17 protein-coding genes and 1 pseudogene are annotated in these 17571 nt (G+C 67.2%); 6 read left to right on the top strand and 12 right to left on the bottom strand.

Features of this window, described 5'->3' with window-relative positions:
• Positions 1–7: 7 nt before the first annotated feature.
• Positions 8–1216, top strand: coding sequence for an alpha/beta hydrolase-fold protein (locus tag M2271_RS08905; RefSeq protein WP_280886567.1), 1209 nt, complete (start codon positions 8–10; stop codon positions 1214–1216).
• Here M2271_RS08905 and M2271_RS08900 read toward each other — a convergent pair.
• The 4 genes and pseudogenes from M2271_RS08900 to M2271_RS08885 form a co-directional block, all read right to left on the bottom strand.
• The gene (locus M2271_RS08900) at positions 1125–1781 is read right to left on the bottom strand and encodes a trimeric intracellular cation channel family protein (protein WP_280886566.1); all 657 of its coding nucleotides are present in this window, start codon (positions 1779–1781) and stop codon (positions 1125–1127) included. The genes M2271_RS08905 and M2271_RS08900 overlap by 92 nt on opposite strands.
• A gap of 45 nt (positions 1782–1826) precedes the next feature.
• Positions 1827–2012 (bottom strand): annotated as a pseudogene (locus tag M2271_RS08895) (M1 family peptidase); the annotation flags it as partial.
• Positions 2013–2094: 82 nt separating this feature from the next.
• The gene (locus M2271_RS08890) at positions 2095–2238 is read right to left on the bottom strand and encodes a hypothetical protein (RefSeq protein WP_280886565.1); all 144 of its coding nucleotides are present in this window, start codon (positions 2236–2238) and stop codon (positions 2095–2097) included.
• 54 nt (positions 2239–2292) lie between these two features.
• The gene (locus tag M2271_RS08885) at positions 2293–2481 is read right to left on the bottom strand and encodes a hypothetical protein (protein WP_280886564.1); all 189 of its coding nucleotides are present in this window, start codon (positions 2479–2481) and stop codon (positions 2293–2295) included.
• Positions 2482–2967: 486 nt separating this feature from the next.
• On the opposite strand from M2271_RS08885, the gene M2271_RS08880 reads away from it, so the two are divergent.
• The 5 genes from M2271_RS08880 to M2271_RS08860 are packed head-to-tail and all read left to right on the top strand — an operon-like array spanning position 2968 to position 7769.
• Positions 2968–3978 carry an iron-containing redox enzyme family protein gene (locus tag M2271_RS08880; RefSeq protein ID WP_280886563.1) on the top strand — a complete coding sequence of 337 codons (1011 nt, stop codon included), beginning with the start codon at positions 2968–2970 and terminating at the stop codon, positions 3976–3978.
• Positions 3975–5237 (top strand): MFS transporter, encoded by a 1263-nt coding sequence (locus M2271_RS08875; protein WP_280886562.1) that lies wholly within the window; start codon positions 3975–3977, stop codon positions 5235–5237. The genes M2271_RS08880 and M2271_RS08875 overlap by 4 nt, the downstream gene beginning before the upstream one ends.
• Entirely contained in the window at positions 5234–6214 is a 981-nt protein-coding gene (locus M2271_RS08870; RefSeq protein ID WP_280886561.1) for an ornithine cyclodeaminase family protein, read from the top strand. Before M2271_RS08875 ends, M2271_RS08870 begins: the two co-directional genes overlap by 4 nt.
• Before the next feature lie 41 nt (positions 6215–6255).
• Entirely contained in the window at positions 6256–7611 is a 1356-nt protein-coding gene (locus tag M2271_RS08865) for a hypothetical protein (protein ID WP_280886560.1), read from the top strand.
• Positions 7599–7769 (top strand): hypothetical protein, encoded by a 171-nt coding sequence (locus M2271_RS08860; RefSeq protein WP_280886559.1) that lies wholly within the window; start codon positions 7599–7601, stop codon positions 7767–7769. The genes M2271_RS08865 and M2271_RS08860 overlap by 13 nt, the downstream gene beginning before the upstream one ends.
• Before the next feature lie 92 nt (positions 7770–7861).
• Here M2271_RS08860 and M2271_RS08855 read toward each other — a convergent pair whose 3' ends face one another.
• The 8 genes from M2271_RS08855 to M2271_RS08820 form a co-directional block, all read right to left on the bottom strand.
• Positions 7862–8278 (bottom strand): hypothetical protein, encoded by a 417-nt coding sequence (locus tag M2271_RS08855; protein ID WP_280886558.1) that lies wholly within the window; start codon positions 8276–8278, stop codon positions 7862–7864.
• Positions 8279–8469: 191 nt separating this feature from the next.
• Entirely contained in the window at positions 8470–10077 is a 1608-nt protein-coding gene (locus M2271_RS08850) for a dipeptide ABC transporter ATP-binding protein (RefSeq protein WP_280886779.1), read from the bottom strand.
• A gap of 23 nt (positions 10078–10100) precedes the next feature.
• Entirely contained in the window at positions 10101–11198 is a 1098-nt protein-coding gene (locus M2271_RS08845) for an ABC transporter ATP-binding protein (protein ID WP_280886557.1), read from the bottom strand.
• Positions 11195–12193, bottom strand: coding sequence for an ABC transporter permease (locus M2271_RS08840; protein WP_280886556.1), 999 nt, complete (start codon positions 12191–12193; stop codon positions 11195–11197). The genes M2271_RS08845 and M2271_RS08840 overlap by 4 nt, the downstream gene beginning before the upstream one ends.
• Before the next feature lie 143 nt (positions 12194–12336).
• On the bottom strand, positions 12337–14130 hold the full coding sequence (locus tag M2271_RS08835; protein WP_280886555.1) for an ABC transporter substrate-binding protein: 1794 nt from the start codon (positions 14128–14130) through the stop codon (positions 12337–12339).
• Positions 14131–14200: 70 nt separating this feature from the next.
• Entirely contained in the window at positions 14201–15208 is a 1008-nt protein-coding gene (locus tag M2271_RS08830) for an ABC transporter permease (RefSeq protein WP_280886554.1), read from the bottom strand.
• Between the two features lie 328 nt (positions 15209–15536).
• Entirely contained in the window at positions 15537–16331 is a 795-nt protein-coding gene (locus M2271_RS08825; RefSeq protein ID WP_280886553.1) for an enhanced serine sensitivity protein SseB C-terminal domain-containing protein, read from the bottom strand.
• A 217-nt stretch (positions 16332–16548) separates the two neighbouring features.
• Positions 16549–17364, bottom strand: a complete 816-nt coding sequence (locus M2271_RS08820; RefSeq protein WP_280886552.1) for an enhanced serine sensitivity protein SseB — start codon at positions 17362–17364, stop codon at positions 16549–16551.
• Positions 17365–17571: the final 207 nt, after the last annotated feature.

The following is a 17571-nucleotide window of genomic DNA, read 5'->3' as shown; positions in this document are numbered from 1 at the left end:
TAGAAGCATGAGCCTTACCGGGACTTCGTTTCTCTACAGCCTGATCGCCCTGGCCGTCGTCGCCCTCACGTTGCCGCTCCTCCTGTGGTCGCGGATCCGCGGGCCCCGGGTCCTGCGGGCGGCGGGCCGGGTGCTGATGCTGCTGTTCGCCCAGGGAACGGCCGTGGCCCTGGTCTTCGTACTCGTCAACAACGAGAACAACCTCTACGACAACTGGGCCGACCTGCTCGGCACCGGCGACCATGTGCAGCAGGCCGCGGACCTGGGGGCGGACGGTACCGGCGGGATGACGCTGGAACGGCTGCCCAAGGTCCGGCAGGAGTTCAAAAAGGTCGCGGGGGGCGTGACGGTCACCCAGCTCAAGGGCCGGGTGTCCGGCGTGAACGCCGAGGTCTACGTCTGGCTGCCGCCGCAGTACCACGAGCCGGCCTACCGCCACCGCACGTTCCCGGTGGTGGAGTTGCTGCCGGGCTATCCCGGCTCGGCAAAGGCCTGGTTCGGGTCGCTGCACGTGCAGAAGCAGCTGCGGCCGCTGATGCGCGACGGCCGGGTGGCACCGTTCATCCTGGTCGCGCCGCGCACCAACCTGCTGGCCGGGGTGGACACCGGCTGTGCCAACATCCCGGGCACGGTGAACGCCGACAGCTGGCTCAGTGTCGACGTGCCGAAGATGGTCATGGACAACTTCCGCGCCGACCGCGCTCCGGCGGGCTGGGCGGTCGCCGGGTACTCGGCGGGCGCGCACTGCGCGACCAGGCTCGCCGTCGCCCACCCCGACCGCTACCGGGCCGCGGTCAGCCTGTCCGGCTACAACGACCCGGTCAGCGAACGCAACTCGCTGACCGCGCAGAGCCCGGCCCTGCGGAAGGCGAACAACCCCTGGCAGATGCTGAGGGAGGCCCGCACCCCGCCCCAGATCGCGCTGTACCTCTCCGGCCAGCCGCATGACGGCTACGAGGCCGCCCTGGCCCTGGAGCAGAGCGCGAAGGCACCGACGACCGTGCACGTGGTCTACATCCCGCGCAGCGCGGGCGGCCACACCATGGCGCTGTGGCGGCCGCAGATGGTCCCGTCGTTCCTCTGGCTGACCGAGGAGATGGGCCAGAGCCGTACCGCGTTGGGCGCTACTCCTCCCGTACGGTCGAACGCCGGTTCCACGCACGCGGCGCTCGCCAGTGGAACCGCATCGCGAGCAGCCGCAGCACGAAGGCCGTGACGACCGCGAACGCGCTGGTCAGCGGGGTGAGAGCGGCGTAGCGCAGGCACAGTACGACCATGGTGGCACCGACCATCGCCGGGACCGCGTACAGGTCGCGGTCCCAGCGCAGCAGCGAGGGCACCTCGTTGGCGAGCACGTCCCGCAGTACACCGCCGCCCACCGCGGTGGCCAGGCCCAGGGCCGCCGACGCGGTGAGCCCGAGCCCGTACTCGTACGCCTTCGTCGTGCCGGCGACGCAGAACAGACCGAGGCCGGCCGCGTCGAAGACGTTCACCGCGACCTGGATGCGCTCCATCTGCGGATGCAGGAAGAAGACCAGGAGAGCGGCGAGCAGCGGGGTGACGAAGTAGCCGAGGTCGGTGAAGGCGGCGGGCGGAACGGCCCCGATGACCAGGTCGCGGAACAGCCCTCCGCCCAGCGCGGTGACCTCGGCGAGCACGGCTATGCCGAACACGTCGAAGTTCTTGCGGACGGCCAGCAGCGCGCCGGAGATGGCGAACACGAAGATGCCGACGAGGTCGAGCGTGTGCTGGACGGAGGGGGTGAACAGTTGATGGAGCACCCCATATTGTTACTCAGACCGGGGGTGCGCCTTGCAAACCAAGGTTCACAGGGTGGGTTTCCCTGTGGTGAACAGCCAGGTCTGGAACAGGTCGTCCAGCTGCTTGCCGCTGATCCTCTCGGCGAGGCGGATGAAGTCGGCGGTGTCGGCGTTGCCGTACCGGTGCAGCTTGGTCCAGGTGGGCAGCAGCTTGAAGAAGGCGGTGTCGCCGATGCGTTCGCGCAGTACCTGGGCCTTGGGGACCAGCGGAACAGCCAGTAACGCCAAGCACTCGATCACGGTCGTGAAGAGGTGCGAGTAGCGGGATACCTGCCTACTCGGCTCCGTCAGACTCGCCGGTCTGGTGCCGCCGGGCACGCTCGTTGTTCCAGTTCACGGCCGCCTCGATCTGCTGATCAGTCAGTCCGGTCTCACGTCGCAACTGCTTGGGCTTGATCCCGTTCGGATAGGAACCCATCGCGCGGGCGATCTTGCCTGCCCACAACTCCGGCTCTGAGTAGGGCCGCTCCGCCTACTGCCGCTGTAGCTCCTTGAGGTGCTCGGGCGAGCACACGGTTACTAGTCGTCTGCCGTCCATCTTCGGGTCGCTGGTGTGGATGGCGGAGGAGTCGTCGACAAGCGCCAGCAGCTCCGCCTCTTCGTCCAGGAGTTGCCCGCAGAGATCACAGGTGTCCGGGACGGCAGTTTCGTCCGGTTCCATGCCGACGGTCCACCCCGCCCCGAGGACCGATGGAGCTGTTTCGCGTTCGGCACAGCCTGTGACGCTGAGACCGATCTCGCCGGCGCTGAGCTGGACAGGCTGGGCCGGGTCGCTCGCCCCGCGAGCCGACCCGCCATTTTTGCGCCAAGACCACGAGAGCACTCCTTCACCAGAAGGCGCACAAATCACCACAAGTGCGCCATAAAAGATGCCCCTACCGGAGACATCAAGTCACAGGAGCCTCTAATTCCACTTTATGGCATTGATTTAATGTGCGGCTACACATAACTTTTTTATCGGGCCGGAACCCCGGCCCTTTATCGCAGAGAGATTGAGGTGGTCCTCATGTCCATCACCATCAAGCCCGTCGAGAAGCCCGCGATGAGCAAGGTTGCCGGCGCTGTTCTCTGTGGCTGACGCCCATCACTAATGGAGGGGAGGCGCATCGCGCGCCTCCCCTCCATTTCGCAACGAAAGGATTGCTGCATGCTTAAGCGTGACCTCGAATTCCGCCCGCGCCTCAGGCATTGCACCTTCTTCGTCCCCAGCCGCGGGGACGACGTGCTCATGATCGTCGGCGACCAGCACTTCCAGCTGGAGCAGCACGGTGCGCAGCTCAAGGACTTCCTGAACCTCAAGCGGTACCTGGACGGCCGGCACACGGTCCAGCAGATCTCGGAGATCACGGACGTCACCCCGGAAGATGTACTCGGGGTAGTCAACGCATTCGCGGAGCAGGGCCTGCTGCGCGAGGAGAATCCCGACCTCGAGAACATCCCGGTCGACGTATTCCTGAAGCAGATCGACAAATCTACGGCCATGTGGACCGAGCAGATCGGCTACCACCGCCTGTGGTCCGGCCTGGAGAATCAGGAATACCGCAAGGAGGTATTCCTGGGCCTCATCCTGGAAACATACCACTACATAAACTCGGCGAGCCGCCACATCTCCACGGCCATTTCCCACTGCTCGGACCCGCAGTGGAAGAGACTGCTCTCGGAGTACCTCGCCGAGGAATACGATCACGCCTGGATGGCCCGGGACAGCCTCATCCGCATGGGCCTGTCCAAGGAGGAGGTCGAGAACGCCCACCCCATCATCGGCACCTGGTCGTGGACCAACAACCTCTGCGAGATCGCACGTGAGGACACCCTCGGGTACCTGGCGTGCACGAAGCTCTTCGAGGCCCGTGGCACGGAGACCCTCGAAGGCGCCGAGACCCTGCAGCGGCTGGCCGAGGCCTACGGCTACCCGAAGGACTGCCTCGAACCCCTGGTCTCCCACGTCAGGACGGACGTCGAGGCGAACCACACCGGCCTGCTTGAGGAGGCTCTGGAGGGACGCAAGTACATTCCCGCGGAGCAGGCGCATCGCGCAGTCAACAACTTGCACGACCTCAAGCACTCGTTCGACCAGTACAACGATGGCATCGTCCTGTACTACTCGGACGTGTCGAACTACATCCCTCGTCTGAAGGTCGACTACTTCAGCCTGTGACGATCCAGCCGATCCCGAAGTCCCGCCCGCCGGCCGCCACTCCGGCAGCCCGTCGTTTTGCCCGCCTGTGGACCGCGTACACGGTCAACGTCGCCGGGGACGAGTTTTACGTTCTCGCCGTACCGCTGATCGTGTACCAGGTGGGCGGGACAGCCGCTGCCATGAGCCTCGTCTACGCCTGTGCCCTGCTCCCACAGGTTTTCATGGGCGTCTGGGGCGGCGTGCTGGCGGACCGCCAGGACCGTATCAAGCTGCTTCGGCTGTGTTACCTGTGCTCGGCGCTGATGCTGTTGCTGGCCTACGCGGTGTTCTCCGCCACCCTTGTCAGCGTCGGGGGACTGGCCGTCACTGCTGTCCTGCTGGGCGTCACGGCCCCGGTGGCCGCGGCGAGCTTTGACAGTGCCCTGCCCCACTTCGTTCCTCACCACACGCTGCCCCGCGCGAATGCCGCCACCGAGGCATCTCGAACGGCCTGCGTGGTATTGGGTCCTGCGGTGGCAGGATTCGCTGTCAGCCATCTGGCCCCTGAACAGGCTGTGCTGTTCAACAGCGTCTCCTTCGTCGTGGCCTACCTGCTGCTCTACCGCATCATCTCCCCGGCAATCCCAGTGGAGCGCGCTCACAGGGGCCTGGCGAGCCAGTGGCGGGATCTGACCACCGGACTGCGGTATCTCGTCACCGGAAATGCCGCCGTTCGTACGGGAGTCCTCACGAGCACCGTGGTCAACTTCGTGTTCGGCGCGTATGAACCCATGGTGGTCTACCGCATGCGGCACGGTCTCAGCCTGGGAGCTGACACGGTGGGACTCGTTTTCGCGGTGTCCGGGGTGACGTCGGTCGCGGTCGCGGTCCTGCTCTCCTGGAAGGCGCCCTCTCGTGGCTACCTCGTGGTCATGGGGCTGTCCGTGGCTCTGCAGGGTTTGGCTGTGGCTGGCCTGGGAGTCTTCACCTCGCTGGGTGCCGTCATCAGCGCGCAGGTCGCCTTTGCCACTGGCACTGTGCTCTACACCGTGTACTGGCGTGCCATGCGCCAGACCGTCGTTCCCGTCGAACTACTGGGACGCGTTGCCGGGACATGCCGGTCCATTGCCTACGGAGGAGCGTTCCTCGGCAGTGCCGTCTCGGCCGTGGTACTCAACAGGTTCGTCGGTGTCGACACCGCACTGATGCTGGCCGGTCTTGTCTCTACCGCCTTGGGCGCCACGGTCGCCGGCTACGTCTTCTGGACAAGAACGGTCTCCGGAAAGAGCGCCCCATGACAGTCCTCCTCGGCACCGCTGAACTGCAGCAGCTACTCACACCGCAGGCCTCTTTCAGGGCGCTGCGCCAGGGCTTTGTCTCAGCCCTCCACGCGCAGGCATCCCCGCAGCGCGTACGCCAGAGCCTGCCGTCGTCCCCCGGGGGCATCGCCGTACTGCTGCCGGGACTGCTGACGGGCATCCCCGCCTACACAGTCAAGGTGAACGCGAAGTTCCCCGATGCATCCCCGGCCATCACAGGCATCGTCTGTCTCCACGACCTGACGAACGGGAGACTGCTCGCGTTGTTGGACTCAGCCTTTGTGACCGCGTGGCGGACTGGACTTTCGGCGGCTTTGGCCACTGACCTGCTCAGCTCGGCCGGAACTCACACCGTGGGAATCATCGGTGCTGGATCCCAGGCGGACATGACCTTGCGCGGGCTGACCCAGCTACGCACGCTTAAGCGAGTCGTCATTCACGATGTCGACGGTGGACGGGCTCACCGGATGGCCGAGCTCTGGCAGCAGGCCGGTCTCGAATGCCAGGTCGTCGGCAGCGCGCGAGAGGTCGCCCGCGACTGCGACAGCATCGTCACCGCGACATGGTCCCGCCGCCCGCTGCTGCGCCTTCCTGACCTCCGGCCGGGCTCGCACATCACCTCGCTGGGAGCGGACGAACCGGGTAAGGCCGAACTCGATGCCCAGTTGCTGCAGCATGCTCGAGTCATCGTGGACGACCTCGACTTGGCCATGACGTCCGGCGCGCTGGGCACCGCAGGCCTACAGCGTGGGGATGCCGCAGCACTCCTGGGCCAGATCATCGACGGGACCGTCCCGGCGAGAACCGATGCCGAGCAGGTAACCGTCTACACCCCGGTCGGACTGCCCTGGCAGGATCTCGCGCTCTCCTGGGCCGCATATCAGGCAGCGCTCCACCATGGGGTTGGTGTCGACTTCCAGTTCCACCCGCATTCGAAGGGCGAAGGCAGCGTATGAGTGCGACCACAACATCCCCTGGATCAGGCCCTCTTGCAGACATGCGGCTGGTCGACGTGGCACCGTCGGCGGTCCCCCCGCTCGCCCTGTACCAGAGCCCGTGGACGATTGCGCTGGCGATCGCTTTCGCGTTCCGCGGCGCCGGGACGTACGTCATCGACGACATCGACAACGCAGGAGTCGCCCGCGGCAAGGAGGAGCGACAGGACTTCCGCACCATCCGCAAGGAAGTACTGAGCAAGAAGGGGTGGACCAACTGCCGGCCGCTGGCCGCCTTCTGCCCCGATGGGCTGCTGTTTGCGAATCTGTCGCGCGCCGACTACACGGCGCTGGACCGTCGAATGCCGCTCGCCGTGCTGGCCAAGCACCGCTCCACGACCGTCGAGCGACTCATCCGCGAGACCTCCCGCGAGCACGGCATGTGGAGTCTGACCGGCCCCGACCAGGCGATCACCGCCGTCCCCCTGCGGACCGCGGCGACCGGGCTGCGCGACATCATCGCCAAGCACGAGGCAGCCGTCCTGCGCACCCTGGCCCGCCCCCAGGACCATGAGCCGGCACTGCGTAGGCTCCGCCACCTCATGCCGGAACCCGAACCAGAGGGAAGCCTGCTGGACTACTTCCAGCAATGCCTGCGCCGGGGCCTGGAACTTGTGGGCAGCGATGCCCCCGTCCTCTCTGCCGCACGCGACTTGATCCCCTCCGACGGAGGCCGCCTACTGCCCCGTTTCCTCCAGGGCGACCCCAAGACCATCGACGTCTACAACGCCGCGGCGGCGGTCCAAGGCAGCAGGCTCATCGATGCTGACCACCCGCTTCCCTACTACACCGTCGGTCTCTCCGACGGTGTGCGCGCCGACCTGACCCACGCGATACGACCAGCCACGGACCAGGTCATTGCCCCCAAGATCCTCGCTCTGGAAGGGGTCGCCGGAATGGCCCTGCCGAGGGCGACAGCGCCCCGGAGCACGATCCTGGCCCGTGAGCACGCCTACCGCGGGCTCGCGAGCGGCTCCAGCCAGGTGTTCTTCGACACCGACTGGCTGGAAGCCCTCGGCTCGTGCGGGACGGAAGTCCACGTGGACGGCATCTTCCAGCCGCTGATCGGCGGCCGACAGACAATGCCGCTTGGCGACCTTGTGGTCGAACTACTCCGCCACGACGAAGCCGATGAAGAAGACCACCAGCAGGACCCCATCCGGCTGTGGACGCGCTGGGCGCTCCACGAAACCCTGGCGGACCTGCGGACGTGGCACTACCCGGTGCTCGCCTACGCGGTTGCCGGAGACAGATGGGTGGAGCAGCTCAGCCTGCGCTCGTACACCGAATACCGCTCCTTCTTTCCGACGAGCCCGTTCCCTTTCGGAAACGAAGAGGAGAGTTCATGGACGTCATGACGGCTGTACTGACCCGCCGCAGCGAACACAGACTCCCGTTCCACCGGCTCCGCGAGGCGCTTCATGTCCCTGAACTGGCCTCCAGCGCGGGTGCCAACCCTGCGCTCCCCGAGGACGAGATGGCCGCTGTCCTGGACAGGGCCGGCGTTCCCGCCTGACCGCCGAGCAGAACCGCCCGGCCCTGCGCCGCTCCCCTACGGCTCGTCCGGGCGGTCCCCAGATACGAAGGCCATGATCGACCGGACATCCCCTAGTGTCCGGCCTCGGGGCGCGGCCCGACGTCGGTGAACCGGCGGATCCGGTCCTGTTCGTTGGTCTCGTCAGAGGCGTCGAAGTGCCGCACCTGGTTCCACCAGCGATCATGGTCATAGCCCTCGCAGTGGTTGAACTCGTGGGCCGTACTGCGTAGCCGCTGCCACTCGCGCACGATCGCGGCCCGCTGCCACGTCTCTGGCCGCTCCACTGCGAGCAGGGTGTGCAGGAGCCCGGCCGAGTCGCAGACCAGGATGAGCAGAGACCGCATCGCGAAGGACGTCTCACCAGTCTCGCCGACCTCCTCGTACACCCGCCCCAACTGGACGTTGAGGAACGTCTCCAGGGCGTGAACGTCCTCAGGCCTGAGGTCTTCCGCGTAGATGAGGGTGCGCTCGGACGGCGGGGTGGTCACTGGTGGACCCTTTCTGTTGCGGGCACCAGTGAGGAGAGGAAAGAGGCCACCGCGGCAGCGAGAGCCCCTGAACGTGCCGAACGGGAGAGCGGCATGAGTCGTCCCTTCGAACGTGTGCCGATAGGCCGGACACGGACGACTCTGCGCTCTCCCGTTTGGGCATGTGCATGACTTTGTCAACTCGTCATGCGTTACTTGTCGGTTGCCTCCTGGCCCTCACCGGCACCGTCGGTCTTCGCGACGGGCTCGGAACCCTCGGCGGGCTCGGCGGCCTTCGCGGGCCCGGCCTCAGCGGGCTTGTCGGCCTTAGCAGGCTCTCCCGCCTTCACCGGCTTACCGGCCTTCGCGGGCTCGGTGACCTCAGAGGGCCCGGTGACCTCAGAGGGCTTGGCGGCCTTCGCGGGCTCAGCGGCCCCCGCCAGCTCGGTGACCTCAGAGGACTCGGCAGCCTCCGCCGCCTCAACGGCCTCCGCGGGCTCAGCCACCTCGGCCGGCTCAGTGACCTCGGCGGGCTCGACAGCCTCCACCGGCTCAGCGACCTCCGCCGCCTCAACGACCCCGGCAGGCTCCGCGACTTCCGCGGTCTCCGCCGCCACCGCCGCCTCAACGACCCCCGCAGGCTCCGCTACTTCCGCGGTCTCCGCGACCTCCGCCGCCACCGCCGCCGACGTCTCCGCCGACTCCTCCAGCACCGCCTCCGGCACCAGCTCCGCCGCTTCCCGCGCGGCGGAGAGCAGGACCGTCTCCTGCGGGGCCTGGTCCTCGAAGTTCTCCGGGTGGTGGCAGGCCACCTGCTGGCCCGGCTTCAGCTCCAGCAGCGGCGGCTCGGTGGTCTTGCAGATCTCCGTCGCCTTCCAGCACCGGGTGTGGAAGCGGCAGCCGCTCGGCGGGGAGATCGGCGACGGTACGTCGCCCTTGAGCAGGATGCGTTCGCTCTTGACCCCCCGGCGCTTGGGGTCCGGGATCGGCACGGCCGACATCAGCGCCTTGGTGTACGGGTGCATGGGCGCCTTGTACAGGGAGTCCCGGTCGGCCAGCTCGACGATCTTGCCGAGGTACATCACCGCGATCCGGTCCGAGACGTGCCGGACCACCGAGAGGTCGTGCGCGATGATCACGTACGTCAGGCCGAGCTCCTGCTGGAGGTCGTCCAGCAGGTTCACCACCTGCGCCTGGATCGACACGTCCAGCGCGGAGACCGGCTCGTCCGCCACCACCAGTTTGGGGTTGAGCGCGAGCGCGCGGGCGATGCCGATGCGCTGGCGCTGACCGCCGGAGAACTCGTGCGGGTAGCGGTTGTAGTGCTCGGGGTTGAGACCGACCACCGACAGCAGCCGCTGCACCTCCTTCCTGACCCCGCCCTCGGGCGAGACGCCCTGGAGCTTGAAGGGGGCGCCGACGATGGTGCCGATGGTGTGGCGCGGGTTCAGCGAGGAGTACGGGTCCTGGAAGATCATCTGCACATCGCGGCGCAGCGGGCGCATCCCGCTCACGTTGAGGTGCGTGATGTCCTTGCCCTCGAACTCGACCGTGCCGCCCGTCGGTTCGAGCAGCCGGGTGATCAGCCGGCCCATCGTGGACTTGCCGCAGCCGGACTCGCCCACGACACCGAGCGTCTCGCCGGAGCGGACCTCGAAGTCGAGTCCGTCGACCGCGTGGACCGCGCCGACCTGCCGCTGAAGCAGCCCTTTCTTGATCGGGAAGTGCTTCTGCAGCCCGGTCACCTTCAGCAGGACCTCGCCGGGAGCGGGGTCCTTGGAGAGCGTGGCGGCGCCGGTGCTCTGTGCAGGGATGACCACTGCTTTGTCCTCTGCGTTCTCGCTCACAGCTTCGGCGCAATCTCTTCGGTCCAGATACGCTCCCGCTGCTCCTGCGTCATGTGGCAGGCGGCCCAGTGCTTGCTGCCGACCTCGGTCAGCTCGGGGCGGACCGTACGGGTGACGTTGTCCTTGGGTACGTCCGCGTACGAGCAGCGCGGGTTGAAGGCGCAGCCGGACGGGATGTTGATCAGCGAGGGCGGGGAGCCCTTGACCGGGATCAGACGTTCCTGCTGCTCACGGTCGAGGCGCGGCATCGAGCCGAGCAGGCCCCAGGTGTAGGGGTGGCGGGGCTCGTAGAACACGTCCTCGGCCGGACCGCGCTCGATGCAGCGGCCGCCGTACATCACCAGGATGTCGTCGGCCAGTTCGGCGACCACACCCAGGTCGTGGGTGATGACGATGACCGCCGACCCGAACTCCTTCTGCAGGTCGCGGATCAGGTCGAGGATCTGCGCCTGGACGGTCACGTCCAGGGCGGTCGTCGGCTCGTCCGCGATCAGCAGCTCGGGGTTGTTGACCAGCGACATCGCGATCATCGCGCGCTGGCGCATACCACCCGAGAACTCGTGCGGGTAACTGTCGACGCGCTTGTCCGGCTGCGGGATGCCTACCCGGTCGAGCATCTCCACGGCACGGCGCTTGGCGGTCTTCTTGTCCACGTCATGGTGGATGCGGTACGCCTCCACGATCTGCTGGCCGATCGTGTAGTACGGGTGCAGCGCGGACAGCGGGTCCTGGAAGATCATCGCCATGTCGCGGCCGCGCAGCTTGCGCACGTGGTCCGGATCGGCGGTGAGCAGCTCGGTGCCGTCCAGCCAGATCTCACCGGAGATCTGCGCCTTCTTCTTGCCGTACTGACCGGCGGTGTGCAGACCCATGATGCCGAGCGAGGTCACCGACTTGCCGGAGCCGGACTCGCCCACGATGCCGAGGGTCTTGCCCTTCTCCAGCTGGAAGCTGAGCCCGTCGACGGACTTGACCAGGCCGTCGTCGGTCGGGAAGTGCACCTTGAGGTCGCGCACTTCGAGGAAGGCGGTCGGCGCGGGCGAAGTGTCGGTGGGCTCGCCCACGGCCGCTCCGCTCTTGCTGAGGTCGGTCATGCGAGCCTCACTCGGGGGTCGATCACGGCGTACAGGACGTCCACCACGAGGTTGGCGAGCAGCACCGCGAGAGAAGTGATCAGGGTGACGCCCAGGATGATGGGCAGATCCTGGTTCCTGATGGCGTCGAGCACGGCACGGCCGAGACCGGGCAGGTTGAACGTCGACTCCGTCAGGATGGCGCCGCCGATCAGGGCGCCGAGGTCCATGCCGAGCATGGTCAGGATGGGCGTCATCGTGGAGCGCATGGCGTGCTTGCCGATGACGACCTGTTCCTTGAGGCCCTTCGCACGCGCGGTGCGGATGTAGTCCTCGCCGAGGATCTCCATCATGGTGGCGCGGGTGATCCGGGCGTACATCGCCGCGTACAGGAACGCGAGGGTGATCCACGGCAGGATCATGCCGCCGAGCCAGCCGCCGAAGCTCTCGGCGAGGGGCACGTACTGCGCGTCGATCCACTTCAACCCAAAGGCGAAGATCGCCAGGCTGAGCAGACCGGTGAAGTAGATGGGGAGGGAGACACCCGCCAGGGCGATGACCATCGCACCGCGGTCCCAGATGGTTCCCCGCTTGAGCGCGGAGAGGACACCGGCCGCGACACCGAAGATCAGCCACAGCACGGCGGCACCGAGCGCGAGCCCCAGGGTCACCGGGAAGCGGTCGGTGAGCACCGGCCAGACGGCCTGCTCGCTGCGGAACGAGTAGCCGAAGCACGGCGCGGCGCATTGGGTGACGTCGCCGCCGCCCGAGTAGGTGCGACCGACGAAGACGCCCTTGAAGAACTCCCAGACCTGGGAGTAGATCGGGTCGCTCAGGCCCAGCTTCTGCCGTACGGCTTCGACGGAAGCGGGGTCGGCCTGCTTGCCCACGAAGCTCGAGGCGATGTCGACGCCCGCCCACTTGGGGACGAGGAAGAAGATGCCGAAGACCACCATGATGATGACCACGAGCATCACTGCGGCGGCGAACAGCCGCCTGATGAGGTAAGCGAGCACAGCTTACGGCCCGCCGCGGGACCGAGGGCCGCCTGCGGTATCCCCCACTGTCTTCTGGACGTGGGAGGTACCCCAGGTGGCCCGCGATCCCGCCGCGCCGGCCTTCACCTGCCTTTCGTGCCGTTCGGCGGGTGTGCCGGGGTTTACTTCTTGGACTTCAGACCGAGGTTGACGAAGTCGTACGCGCCGCTGTAGTTGTCCGTCGTGTAGACGTTCGCCAGGTTGTCCGAACGCCAGTTGATGAACTTTTCGAAGACGAAGGGCAGGTAGTAACCGCCCTCCATGACCTTGTGGTTGATCTCCGTGGCGATCTTGGTCTTGCCGGCGTCGTCCAGCGTGGTGACGTACTGGTCGAACAGGCCGTCGATCGTCTTGTCCTTGATGAGCGCGTAGTTCGAGTTACCGCTCGGCAGGATGTACTTGCTGTCCCACAGCGGCAGACCGAAGCCCTGGACGGTCGGGAAGTCCGGACCCCAGCCCATGATGATGATGCCGTAGCGCTTCTTCTTGACGTTCTCGGGGCTGCCGATGATGCCGGTGGTCTGCGAACCGTCGTACTGGTCGATCTGCGCGTTGATGCCGATCTTCTTCAGCGACGCCTGCAGCGACTGGGCGGTGGCTACCTCGACCGGCTTGTTGTTGCGGACCGCGATGGTGGTGGAGAAGCCGTTCGGCTTGCCGCAGGCGGCGAGTTCCTTCTTGGCCTCGGCCGCGTTGCCGTTCTTGTTGTCCGAGGCGAGCTTGTACGGGTCGTACTTCTGGCCCTCGGCGCCCGGGACGGACGGCGGCAGCATGTTGGTGCCGATGTCACCACCGGCGATGGGGCCACCGCGGGCGGTCTGCAGCGACACGTGGTCGGCGCCGTAGATCACGGCCTTGCGGCAGTGCTCGTTGTCGAACGGCTTCACGCTCTGCGGGAAGACCGCGTAGCGGATGTAACCGGAGACCGGGTTGTCCAGGTTGGCCTTGTGCTGCTTGAGGGCGGTGGTACGGCCCTGCGGCGACATGCCGGTCTGGTTGATGTCCAGGTCCAGGTCACCGTTGAGCAGGCGCTGGTCCATCTGGTTGGCGTCCGAGAAGAACTTGACCGTGATCTTGTCCGGGTACGCCTTGCGGATCGGGTCCGAGGACTGCTTCCACTCGGGGTTGCGGACCAGGGTCAGGTCCTTGCCCGGGCTGTAGGACTGGAACTTGTACGGGCCGGAGGAGAACGGGTGCAGGCTGTACTTGGACTTGGTGTCCTTGTCCTGGCGGACGGGAGAGGCCGAGACCAGACCCAGCACCTCTTCGAAGTCCGAGTTGGCCTTCGGCAGGTGGAAGACGATGGTCTGGTCGTCCGGCGTGTCGATCGCCTTGAGACCCAGCTTGTCCTTGGAGGTGTCCTTGTACGGGCCCTTGTACTCGCCCTTGGGGTCGAGGATGTCCTTGAGGTAGACCGGCCCGCCGGACAGCACGTCCTGCGCCCAGACGCGCTCTATCCCGTACTTCACGTCCTTGGACGTGATCGGCTTGCCGTCCTCCCAGGTGACCCCCTCACGCAACTTGTACGTGTAGGTCTTGCCGTCGTTCGTGACCTTGGCGGTGCTGACGGCCAGGTCCGGAGTGATCTCCGCGCCTGCCGAGCCCGACTCCGCCTTGCCCGTGACGAGCTGACGGCTGTAGTAGCGGGCGAAGTTCCACATGAAACCGTAGTAACCGCGCGTGGTGTCCCACGAGTCGGCGTCCTGGGCGCCGCCGAACTTCAGCGTGCCACCCTTCTTGGCCAGCGAGGCCTGGGCGACCTTGTTGTTGGCGGCGTCGAAGCCGGCCGCACCGTTCTTCGACCCTCCGCCATCGTCATTGCCACCGCCGCACGCAGCCGTGGTCAGCAGCGCGGCGACCGCGGCAGCAGCGGCCAGGGCCTGCTTTCGCTGCCCTGAGGTGCGTTGGGTAGTCACGATCTCGGATCCTCCGGATGTAGATGAGAGACCCCGTGTCGATGCCACGGGAAGCTTTGAGTACGGCAGTTCAGCGGGAGCCCTTCGGGTCCAGCGCGTCCCGCACGCCGTCGCCGAAGAGGTTGAAGGCAAGAACGGTGATGAAGATCGCCACACCCGGGACCACCATGTACATGGGGTCCGACTCGTAGTAGTCGATCGCGCTCGAGAGCATCTGCCCCCAGGAGGACGTGGGCGGCTTGACGCCCACACCCAGGAAGCTGAGTGCCGCCTCAGTGAGGATGTTGGTGGGGATCATCATCGTCGTGTAGACGACGATCGGCGCGACAAGGTTGGGCAGCAGTTCCTTGAAAAGGATGTAGAACCGCCCGGCGCCCAGTGACCGGGCGGCCTCGACGTACTCGCGCTCACGCATCGAGAGCGTCTGACCGCGCACCACGCGTCCGATGTAGGGCCAGCCGAAGAAGCCGATGACCAGGATCATCACGAACACGCGCACGTTGGACCCGTTCAGGCCCAGCATGCTGCTCGGCATGACGGAGACCAGGGCGATCGTGAACAGCAACTGCGGGAAGGCGAGCAGAGCGTCCATCACTCGGCTGACGAGCGAGTCCACCCAGCCGCCGAAGAAGCCTGCCAGGATGCCCAGCACCGTGCCGAGGACCACGGCGACCACGGCCGACAGGAAGCCGACCAGGAGCGAGACCCGGGCGCCGTAGAGGATGCGGGCGAAGATGTCGCGGCCGTTGACCGGCTCGACGCCCAGCAGGTGGTCGCCGCTGATGCCGCCCAAGGAGCCCTTGGGGGTGCCGAACAGCGGGTCGATGAGGTTCTCGTGGTAGGCGTCGGGGTCCTGCCCGAGCAAGCTGGTGATCACCGGCGCGAGCACGGCGAGCAGGATGAGGACGAGGACGACCGCGCCGCCCGTCAGCGCGAGCTTGTCCCGCTTGAGGCGCTCCCAGGCGATCCGGCCCAGGGAACGTCCTTGAACAGCCTTCGTTCCGGCAGCGGCGACCGCCGCTTCTTGGGCCGCGCTCGGGGCCGCTTCCGCGGTCGGCTCGTGCAATGGTGCCGTCATCAGGCAGGGACCCCTCTCAACCGGCGGTAGCCGGTCCGCACTTGCCGCTGTGGCGGCGTGATCAGTCCGTCGTACTCAGGGCGAACCGCCCCTGGAGCCGGAGTCTTCAACGCTTTGGCGATCTGTTGCCAGACTTGACGGTGAAAGGATGCATAAACGTGATGCACCCAGTAGGGTTCCGTTATCCGGACGCCGGGTAACGAGGGTCGGACGGTGGCTAAATGGGACAAACAGGAAAACAAGTGGATCATTCACCCTTATCTACGCGCGAAGACAACACGGGGTCGTTGTCTGTGAGACGCCGGAGAGACACCGGGAAGCGATCGGCTCAGTAGCCGCCACGGGCCTGCGGATACCCGTATCCGGCCGCCGGGGACCGGGCGGGGGCGCCGTGCGCCTCGCGGTCGTAGAAGGGGCGGGCATTGGCCCGCATCCACAGGGCGACCGGGTCGTACTCGTCGGACATCGCCACCGTCGACACCGGCAGCCCGTCCGGGACCGCGCCGATGGACTGCTGCATCATCGCGCGCACGGAGTCCACGGCCGGCGGGCTGGTGTCGTACACATCGAGACCGACGGCGAGATACGGCGCCCCGAGCGCGGGCTGCACCCAGGCGCGGCGCAACGCGCGGACCGCCGGGGTGCGGTGGGCGTTCTGCGCGAGCAGGGCGTAGAACTGCGGAATCTCGATCGCAGGCTCGGACAGTCTCAGGGGCCCCGCGGGCTGACGCTCCAGCCCGGTGGCGACACGGCGCAGATCGAGCCAGGGGATACCGACGCCGCCGCCCGGGGCGTGCGGGTTGAGCCAGAGGCCGTAGTGGTCGGGGTAGAGGGTGCGGGCCACATCGAGGCCGTCGACCACCTCGTACGACCTGTTCCAGCCACTGGCGGACAGTTCCTGCGCGGAGGTCACGCAGGGCGCGTATCCGTACCCCTCGACCTGCATGTTTCCGTACTGGGCGTCGGGGGAGCCGGCCTGGCCGTGCCACAGCAGCATCCACACCTGGCCCGAGGAGGGGGTCGCGAGCGCGCGCAGGAGTGCCTCATAGGCGTCGTAACGCCCGGGCGTCACCTGGCGCAGCATGTGCTCGACCTGCCCGGTCGCGATGCCGCTGGCGCTCACCTGTACCGCCCCTTCGAGAGTGTGCCCCGGATATGAAACCAGCTTAGGTCTCTCCACCGACAACGGCCGCCAAGAGCTCGGGGGTCGTCCGGGGTCTGCGGGTGGGGACTGCGGGGGCTGGTCGCGCGGTTCCCCCCCCCGGTGAGACGCCCCCGGGTGAGACGCCCCGAGGGCGAGCCACCCAGGGGCGGGTTGCTCCTGACGGAGTCTCCAGTGGTCAGTGGTCCCTGGTGTAGAAGGGCCGTACCTGTTCTCGCATCCAGTGGCCCACCGGGTCGTCCGTCACGTCCAGGAGGACGAGGTTGACCGGCCAGGGCGCCGGGACCGCGCCGAGGGCCCGGGCCAGGGCTTCCATGGGGAGGGCCCGCAGGTCGCCCTCCCACTGGGCGAGTTCGACGCCCACGAACATCACCGGGTCGGCTGTTTCGATGGTGGCGAGACAGCGGCGGCCGGTGAGGACCACGCCGGTCGCGGCGAACTCGCCCGAGGCGGCGGCCAGGAAGTCCACCGGGTCGTCCTGCCAGTCGGGCTCGTAGAGCTTGACCCGGCCGCCGGCCGCCTGGCCGTCCAGCGCGGTACGGCCCGCCCGGCACAGGTCGGCGACCGCCGCCGGCGGGAGCGGGACGCCGACCACACCGTCCGGGTTCACCGCGAGGCCGACCTGGGGCGGCAGACCGCGGGCGAACTCGACGGCCGGGGCGATGGTGTACGACATGTGCGAGCCGACCACCTGACGGAACTGTTCCTCGGAGCTGAACACCGGCACGTAGGCCTGGCCCTCGATCTCCAGCGTGGGCAGGTCGAGGGGACCGCTGTGCGGGCCGCCGCCGTTGGGCAACGGCACCCAGACGAAGCTGCGGCCGAGCACCTCGATGATCCGCCCGCCCGCCCCGGGGATACCGAGGGAGACGGAGAGCACCTCCTCCAACTCGTTGCCGGGCCATCCGCCGTGCGGGTGGGGGTGGGGGTGCGCCTGTGCCGGGAAGCCCGAAAAGCCCGGAAAGTCAGCGGGAAGATCCGCCGGGAAGTCCATCTGCCTGCCTACCGCCTGCCGAGTGCCGCTTGCTGTGGCTGAAAAGGCTAGCGGGTACGGAGCGCCCCCGAGAGGCCCCGGACCGCTGAACCGTTGGCTCGGCCCTCTCCACCCGGAAGACCAGCCCGGCGCGACCGGTGGAACCGGTGGAACCGGTGGAACCGGTGGAACCGGTGGAACCGGTGGAACCGGTGGAACCGGTGGAAC

The organism is Streptomyces sp. LBL (genome assembly GCF_029893585.1).
In the GTDB taxonomy this organism is placed as follows: domain Bacteria; phylum Actinomycetota; class Actinomycetes; order Streptomycetales; family Streptomycetaceae; genus Streptomyces.
The sequence above is the reverse complement of the archived record's forward strand: the minus strand, read 5'-3'. Positions and strand labels throughout refer to the sequence as shown.

Excerpts from the sequence above, each read along its gene's own strand:
- M2271_RS08860 (WP_280886559.1), top strand. The coding sequence starts at position 7,599 with ATGGACGTCATGACGGCTGTACTGACCCGCCGCAGCGAACACAGACTC.
- M2271_RS08830 (WP_280886554.1), bottom strand. The coding sequence starts at position 15,208 with ATGACGGCACCATTGCACGAGCCGACCGCGGAAGCGGCCCCGAGCGCG.
- M2271_RS08870 (WP_280886561.1), top strand. The coding sequence starts at position 5,234 with ATGACAGTCCTCCTCGGCACCGCTGAACTGCAGCAGCTACTCACACCG.
- M2271_RS08820 (WP_280886552.1), bottom strand. The coding sequence starts at position 17,364 with ATGGACTTCCCGGCGGATCTTCCCGCTGACTTTCCGGGCTTTTCGGGC.
- M2271_RS08865 (WP_280886560.1), top strand. The coding sequence starts at position 6,256 with ATGCGGCTGGTCGACGTGGCACCGTCGGCGGTCCCCCCGCTCGCCCTG.
- M2271_RS08880 (WP_280886563.1), top strand. The coding sequence starts at position 2,968 with ATGCTTAAGCGTGACCTCGAATTCCGCCCGCGCCTCAGGCATTGCACC.
- M2271_RS08845 (WP_280886557.1), bottom strand. The coding sequence starts at position 11,198 with ATGACCGACCTCAGCAAGAGCGGAGCGGCCGTGGGCGAGCCCACCGAC.
- M2271_RS08885 (WP_280886564.1), bottom strand. The coding sequence starts at position 2,481 with ATGGAACCGGACGAAACTGCCGTCCCGGACACCTGTGATCTCTGCGGG.
- M2271_RS08890 (WP_280886565.1), bottom strand. The coding sequence starts at position 2,238 with ATGGGTTCCTATCCGAACGGGATCAAGCCCAAGCAGTTGCGACGTGAG.
- M2271_RS08905 (WP_280886567.1), top strand. The coding sequence starts at position 8 with ATGAGCCTTACCGGGACTTCGTTTCTCTACAGCCTGATCGCCCTGGCC.